Source organism: Kitasatospora sp. NPDC059088 (assembly GCF_042738155.1).
Classification (GTDB): Bacteria; Actinomycetota; Actinomycetes; order Streptomycetales; family Streptomycetaceae; genus Kitasatospora.
The window spans coordinates 21,959-28,405 of the sequence record NZ_JBHYGR010000124.1 but is presented as its reverse complement, the minus strand read 5'-3'; the positions used below and the strand labels follow the sequence as shown (position 1 = coordinate 28,405).

The 6,447-nt window shown below is 73.5% G+C and carries 4 protein-coding genes; 1 reads left to right on the top strand and 3 read right to left on the bottom strand.

The window, feature by feature from the left end:
• Positions 1 to 91: 91 nt before the first annotated feature.
• The gene (locus ACFWXO_RS36375) at positions 92 to 1,795 is read right to left on the bottom strand and encodes a recombinase family protein (protein WP_380529488.1); all 1,704 of its coding nucleotides are present in this window, start codon (positions 1,793 to 1,795) and stop codon (positions 92 to 94) included.
• Between the two features lie 51 nt (positions 1,796 to 1,846).
• On the opposite strand from ACFWXO_RS36375, the gene ACFWXO_RS36370 reads away from it, so the two are divergent.
• Positions 1,847 to 2,176, top strand: coding sequence for an antibiotic biosynthesis monooxygenase family protein (locus ACFWXO_RS36370; RefSeq protein WP_380529486.1), 330 nt, complete (start codon positions 1,847 to 1,849; stop codon positions 2,174 to 2,176).
• Between the two features lie 131 nt (positions 2,177 to 2,307).
• Here the strand turns inward: ACFWXO_RS36370 and ACFWXO_RS36365 are convergent, their stop codons facing one another.
• Positions 2,308 to 3,186 carry a LysR family transcriptional regulator gene (locus ACFWXO_RS36365; protein ID WP_380529485.1) on the bottom strand — a complete coding sequence of 293 codons (879 nt, stop codon included), beginning with the start codon at positions 3,184 to 3,186 and terminating at the stop codon, positions 2,308 to 2,310.
• A gap of 183 nt (positions 3,187 to 3,369) precedes the next feature.
• A complete protein-coding gene (locus ACFWXO_RS36360) occupies positions 3,370 to 6,216 on the bottom strand; it encodes a glycoside hydrolase family 3 C-terminal domain-containing protein (RefSeq protein WP_380529483.1) in 2,847 nt (948 codons plus the stop codon).
• Between the last annotated feature and the right edge of the window lie 231 nt (positions 6,217 to 6,447).

Sequence of the window (6,447 nt, the reverse complement as noted above, 5' to 3'; positions counted from 1 at the left end):
CCGCTACGACAAGCGGGCCTACGTCTTCCATGGCACGGTCACCGTCGCAGCGATCCGCCTCTGGCTCCGACCATGATCCGCCGGACAGAACCTAGTCGGCGGACGGCTTCTCGGCCCACCTGATGACTACGCGGTCCCGGGTGTTTGCGTTCCGGCCCCTGCCTATCGCCTTGGTGATCCGGACCGAGTCTACGAACAGCGACAGGAACTCCCGCTTCTGTTCAAGGGGCATGCCTGCCCAGGTCGAGCCGTTGCCGACCGGGTCGCGATCGGGGGCCGTCCACTCCGCCGGGATCGTGACGGTTCGGCTGCTTGCCGATCGGAACTCTTCGACCCGCGCGGATACGCGTTCCTCGTGCGCCGTCAGCCGGGCGACCGATTCGGCGAATATCCGCTTGCCGGTCTCGCCGCCGTACAGACCTTCCTGCCGGTCCTGGTAAAGAGTGCGAAGGGCCTCGCGCACGTGAACCAACTCGGCTTCTGATGCGGCCTGTTCGGCATCATGAGTCGGGTCCTGCTGCTGGCGGGTGAACCGCCGGGCAGCCTCCATCAGCCACTCTGCGTCGTCCTCGTCCGCCGGGTCCATGGCTGTCAGGCGCGCCCACACGGAGCTGGCCACCTCATGATCCGCAGCCGTCGCGTCGATGACCAAGCCGCCATGTCCGGGGACGACACCGGAGGGGCGGTTGCACTTGTAGTAGAGCTTCGGATTGTCGTCGTCGCCCCTGTCGTCCGCCACCATGACCGAACCGCAGAGGTCGCAGAACAGCATCCCGTGGCCAGCGAGCAGCGTCGGGACACGACGGCCGGAGCGGACCACGACCTTCGACCGGCCGTCCAGGATCTCCTGGAGAGCCCACCACTCCACGGCGGTGATGATGCCTTCATGCGACACCACGGGAGAGCCGTCGTCTCCGCGCAGAACGGTCCGCTTGCCCTGCGTGCCGGGGACGACGTTGCCGTCCTCGTCCTTCGTGCGCGGCTTCCGGCCTTCCCAGACCATGGCGTATCCGGCAAGCCGGGGGTCTCGGAGAATGCGCAGGACGGTGGAGGTCGTCCAACCGGGGCCACTGAGGCTCTTGGACGAGCTGTTCGCGCGGCGTGCTTCAAGGCGCTTGGTGCCCTTGTCGCCCAGCGTGGTCACCTTGGTCGGTACGTTCGACTTGGTGAGCTGGCGCGCTATGTCTCCGGCGGACATGCCATCGGCAGCCCAGCGGGCCATGTCGCGCACGTGCGGGGCTTCGACCGGGTCGGGGACCAGCCGCATCACGGACAGTTCGCCGCGCTGCTCCCGGACCGTCCGGAAGCCGTACGGCGGGATGCCGGAGACGTGGCTCCCGGCCGCGCGCAGCGTCTCCTTGGTCGCCGTGACGTAGGCGGACTTCAAGTCGGATTCCTGCTGGGCCAGCGCGGCGATCAGACCGAAGATGGCAACGCCCATCGGGGTGGAGGTGTCGAGGTAGGGCTCTTCGACCGAGACCAGGCGCACGCCGTACCGGGCCAGCTCCTCGTTGATCTTCATGGCCTCCAAGGCGCCCTGCCTGGTGAGGCGGGAGAGGGAGAACACGACCACGGCGTCAACCTGACCGGCGCGGACGGCCGCCATCATCTCCTCGAACCCGGGTCGAGTGACGTTGGGGTCCCAGCCCGACTTGCCGACGTCTTCGAAGTGGCCGTTGTTCTCCCAGCCCTTGGCGACGATCAGGGCTTCGGTCTTCGTTCGCTGGGCAGCCGGCGAAGCCTGCGAGTCGTCCTCACGCTTCTTTGACTGTCGTATGTAGGAGACTGCTCGCACGTGGTCAAGGTTAAGTGCCCAGGTAGCGGGCCTAACGATGAGAGGTGTCATGTGAGTAGCGTCGTAAAGATCAACGTACTGACGGTGCCCGCCGAGCAGCGCGAGGTGCTGGAGCAGCGCTTCGCCTCGCGGGCCGGTGCGGTGGAGAACTCCGACGGCTTCGAGTGGTTCGAACTGCTGCGTCCGGTCGAGGGGACCGACCAGTACCTGGTCTACACCCGCTGGCGCAGCGAGGAGGACTTCAAGGCCTGGATGGAGGGCCCGATGCAGGCGGCCCACCGTGGTGGCGGTGAGGGCGGCGAGGCGCCGAAGCGGCCGGCCGCCTCCGGGTCCACGCTGTGGTCCTTCGAGGTCGTGCAGTCGGCGGGCCCGAAGGCCTGATTCGGCGGGCTGGTAGGAGGCGGACGGCGCGCCCCGGGGTTCCGGGGTGCGCCGTCCGGCGTTCGAGGGGCCGGGCGATGCCGTCCGGGCCGACCGGGTGTGCGATGAACGGGCTTGTGGTGTGGGGGAGTTCAGGCCGCGGCGGCGTACAGGGCCGCGCGCAGCCCGGGGACGGTCTCGCGGTCGGCGCGCCACACCAGGCGGAGGTGCAGGGGCGGGGGAGCGAGGGGGAGGCGGACGAGGGCGCCGGAGGCGAGGGGCTCCCGGACGGCGAAGTCGGGGAGCAGGGCGATGCCGAGGCCCTGTTCGGCGCAGGCGCGGGTGACGGCGACGCCGCCGGTGGGGACGCGTTCGACGGCGTGGCCGAGCAGGCGCTCGCCGGCCAGCCGGAAGGAGCAGGCCGGGGTGTTCACCAGCAGGCGTTGGCCGCGCAGGTCCTCGCGGGTGAGGGCGGCGGCGCCGCCGAGCGGGTGGGCGGGGGCGGCGACCAGGGCGAGCGGGACGTCCTGGAGGTCGAGGTGGTCGAGCGGGGCGGGCGGCAGGTAGAAGCCGAGGTCGCCGAGCGGTCCGGCGGTGTCCAGGATGAGGGCGGCCTCCAGTGCCCCGGCCGCGACGCCGCCGAGCAGCGCGTCCCGGGCGGTGTCGGTGTGCAGCGCGACGTCCAGGCCGGGGCGGCGTTCGGCGAGCCGGGCCAGCACGGCCGGGACGTGGGTCGCGGCTATCGTCTCCAGCGCGCCGAGCCGCAGCCGGGCGCGGTCGGCGACCACCTCGCGGCGGGCCTGTTCGGCCTGGTCGAGCAGTGTGCGCGCCCAGGGCAGCAGCCGCTCGCCGGCCGCGGTGAGCCTGGTTCCGCGCGGGGCGCGGTCGAACAGCTCGGTGTCCAGGCTGTGTTCGAGGGTGCGGATCTGCTCGGACACCGAGGAGGGGGCCAGGTCGAGCGCCACGGCCGCGGCGGTGACGGTGCGGTGGGTGGCCACGGCCTCGAAGACGCGCAACTGACGAAGTTCCACTGGTTTCTCCGGTTCCCCCGAACGCCCGCGTGCGGTGGCGGGCCCGCTCGGCCCGCTCGTGGTGCGTGCTGCGGCTCGTGTTGAGGTGTTCGCGATGATCCTGCCGGTGTTGCGGGACAGCGTACGGCGGCGTTCGGGCATTCCGAACGCCGCGTGCGCAATCACCGGTGGAGCGGGTACCGGTCAGGCGGGCGGTTTCCAGAGCTGGTTGGTGCCGCCCGTGCAGTCCCAGAGTTCGAGCCTGGTCCCGTCGGCGCTGCCGCCGCCCCGGGCGTCCAGGCAGCGGCGGGAGCCCGGGTTGAGCAGGGTGCCGTCCGGGCGCGGGTACCAGCTCTGGGCGGCGGTGCCGTTGCAGTCGTAGAGCTGGACGGGGGTGCCGGCGGCGGTGCTGCCGTTGGTGACGTCCAGGCACTTGCCGAGGGCGCGGAGCGAGCCGTCCTGGTGGACGGTCCAGTCCTGGGCGCCGGTGGAGTTGCAGCGGTAGAGCTGGACGGCGGTGCCGTTGACGGTGGACGCCCCGTCGACGTCCGTGCACTGCCCGTCGATGCCGGTCAGCGGCCCGCTGGGGCTGGGCGTGGTCCAGCGCTGTTTTGCGGTCGTCCCGCAGGGCTGCAGCAGCAGTCGGCCGTCCGCGCCGCTCAGGCAGCGGCCGGTCGACGGGTTCAGCAGCGAGGAGTCCGGGCCCCTGCGCCATTCCTGGTCGGCGGTCCGGGTGCAGTCCCGCAGGAGCACGGCGGCGCCGTCGGCGGAGCCGGCCGGGGTGAGGCAGCCGTCCAGGACGCCGACGCTGCCGTCCGAGCCGACGGTGGCGTCCTGGGCGGCCACGCCCGAGCAGTCCGTCGCCTCCAGCGGCCGGCCGGCGTCCCCGGCGGCGGCCGAGGCGTCCAGGCAGGCGCCGTCGGAGCCGGTGATCCGCCCGGACCAGGTGGAGACGGCGGGGGACGCGGGGGCGTCGACGCCGCCCCGCAGCCGGGGCGCGCGGGAGGAGGAGCCGACGGTGAGGCCGTACCGACCGCCGGGGACGCCCCAGCCGTGCACGCCCTCGTCCCAGACGGCGAAGGCGGAGCGGTCCAGCAGCAGGTCCACGTGGGTCGAGGCGCCGGGCGCCAGGGTGACCTTGTCGAAGGCCTTCAGCTGCTGCGGGGGTTCGCCGGCCGCGGCCGGGAAGGTCAGGTACAGCTGGGGCACCTCGGTGCCGGTCCGGCGGCCCCGGTTGGCGACGTCGAAGCCGACCCGGACCCGGCCGGCCTGGTCGGGGCCGGTCACGGTGAGGCCGCCGTAGTCGAAGGTGGTGTACGAGAGGCCGTGGCCGAAGGGGAACAGCGGGGCGGTGCCGCTCGCGTCGTACCAGCGGTAGCCGACGCCGAGGCGCTCGGTGTAGTGGTAGGTGCCGTCCGTGCCCGGGTACTGGGCGGCGTCCCGGATCGGGGTGGCGTCGGCGGAGGTCGGGAAGGTGACGGGCAGTCGCCCGGCCGGGTCGACGTCGCCGAACAGCACGTCGGCGAGCGCGGCGCCGCTCTGCTCGCCCGGGTACCAGGCCTCGACCACGGCGGGTACCGCGTCCAGCCACGGCATGGTGACCGGGCCGCCGGTGTTCAGCACCACCACGGTGCGCGGGTTGGCCCGGGCGACGGCCCGGATCAGCGCGTCGTCCGCCGCGGTGAGGTTCAGCGAGCCGCGGTCGGCGCCCTCGGTCTCCTGGTCGCCGACCACCACCACCGCGACGTCCGCCCCGGTGGCCGCCGCGGCCGCCGCGGCCGGGTCGTCGCCGGGGTCGTGGCGCACCTCCGTGTTCGGGCCGACCCGGGCCGCGATGCCCTGGCGGGGCGTCACCGTGTGCTCGGCGTACGGGGTGACGTGCGAGGAGCCGCCGCCACCGGTGTAGGCGCGGTCCGCCCAGGGGCCGATCACGGCGACGGACTTGAGCCGGGCGGCGTCCAGTGGCAGGGCGGACCCCTCGTTGCGCAGCAGAACCGTTCCGGCGGCGGCGGCGGTCCGGGCGTCGCGCGCTCCGGCGGCCGGGTCGACCGGGGGCGCCTGGGCGCCGTCGAGCGCTCCCGTGCGCGCCATCAGCCGCAGCACCCGGCGGACCTGGTCGTCCAGCAGGGCCGGGGCGAGCCGGCCGTCCGCCGCGGCGGCTGGCAGGTCGGCGAAGTAGCTCGAACCGCCGAACTCCTGGTCCAGCCCGCCGGCGGCGGCGTTGACGGCGGAGTGGGTGGCCGGGTAGTCGGAGCCGACCACCCCGTCGAAGCCCCAGCGGCCCTTGAGCACGTCGCGCAGCAGCGGGAAGTTCTCGCACGCCCAGACGCCGTTCACCGGGTTGTAGCCGCACATCGCCGACCAGGCCCGGCCCTCCCGCACCGCCGCCCGGAAGGCGGGCAGCTCGATCTCGGCCAGGGTGCGCTCGTCCACGTCCGAGCCGTACGACTGGCGGTTGTCCTCCTGGTTGTTGGCCGCGAAGTGCTTGACCTGCGCGGCGACGCGCTGCGCCTGGATGCCGCGCACCTCGGCGGTGGCGAGCCGCCCGGCGAGGTACGGGTCCTCGCCCAGCGTCTCGAAGTTCCGCCCGCCCTGAGGGGTCCGGACGATGTTCACCATGGGCGCGTACAGCACCTGGTAGCCGCGCGCCCGGGTCTCCCGGCCCAGCACGTCGCCGTACCGGGTGGCCAGCGCCGGGTCGAAGGCGGCGGCCAGCGCGACGGGTGCGGGCAGCGCGGTCGCCGGGCGGCCGTCCCGGACGCCGGCCGGGCCGTCCGTCAGCAGCAGCGGAGGGATGCCGAGCCGGGGCACGCCCGCGACGTAGCCGACGGAGTCCACCCCGGCGGGGGCGTCCCGGCCGCGCAGCAGGGTGACCTTCTCGTCGGTGGTCAGCTGGGCGAGGAGGCTCTCGATCCGCTGCTCCGGCGATCCGGGCCCGTCCTTCGGGCGCTCGCCCGGCGCGGCCGCGGCGTTGCCGGCCGTGGCGGCGGCCAGCAGGCAGCCACCGAGGCCGAGCCGGAGGATTCGCATCCGCAGGGAGGGACGTCGCATGGCAACCACCACCGATCGACGGAGTCGTGGACGGCCGGGCGGGCCTAAAAAGTGACGATCCGTCAAATCTACGGTGGTTCGGCCCCGTACGGCAGGTGGCGCGCCGGGGCGTGTCGGGTATGTCCGGTGCGCGCGCCGGGCGGTGCGCGCGCCGCCGCCCCCCCCCCCCCCCGGGGCGCGGGGGGGGGGGGGGCGGGGGGGTGGGGGGGGGGGGGTTTTAAAAAACCCCAA

What these genes read in the sequence shown, in the direction of transcription:
- ACFWXO_RS36360 (WP_380529483.1), bottom strand. Translation starts at nt 6,216, where the DNA reads ATGCGACGTCCCTCCCTGCGGATGCGAATCCTCCGGCTCGGCCTCGGT.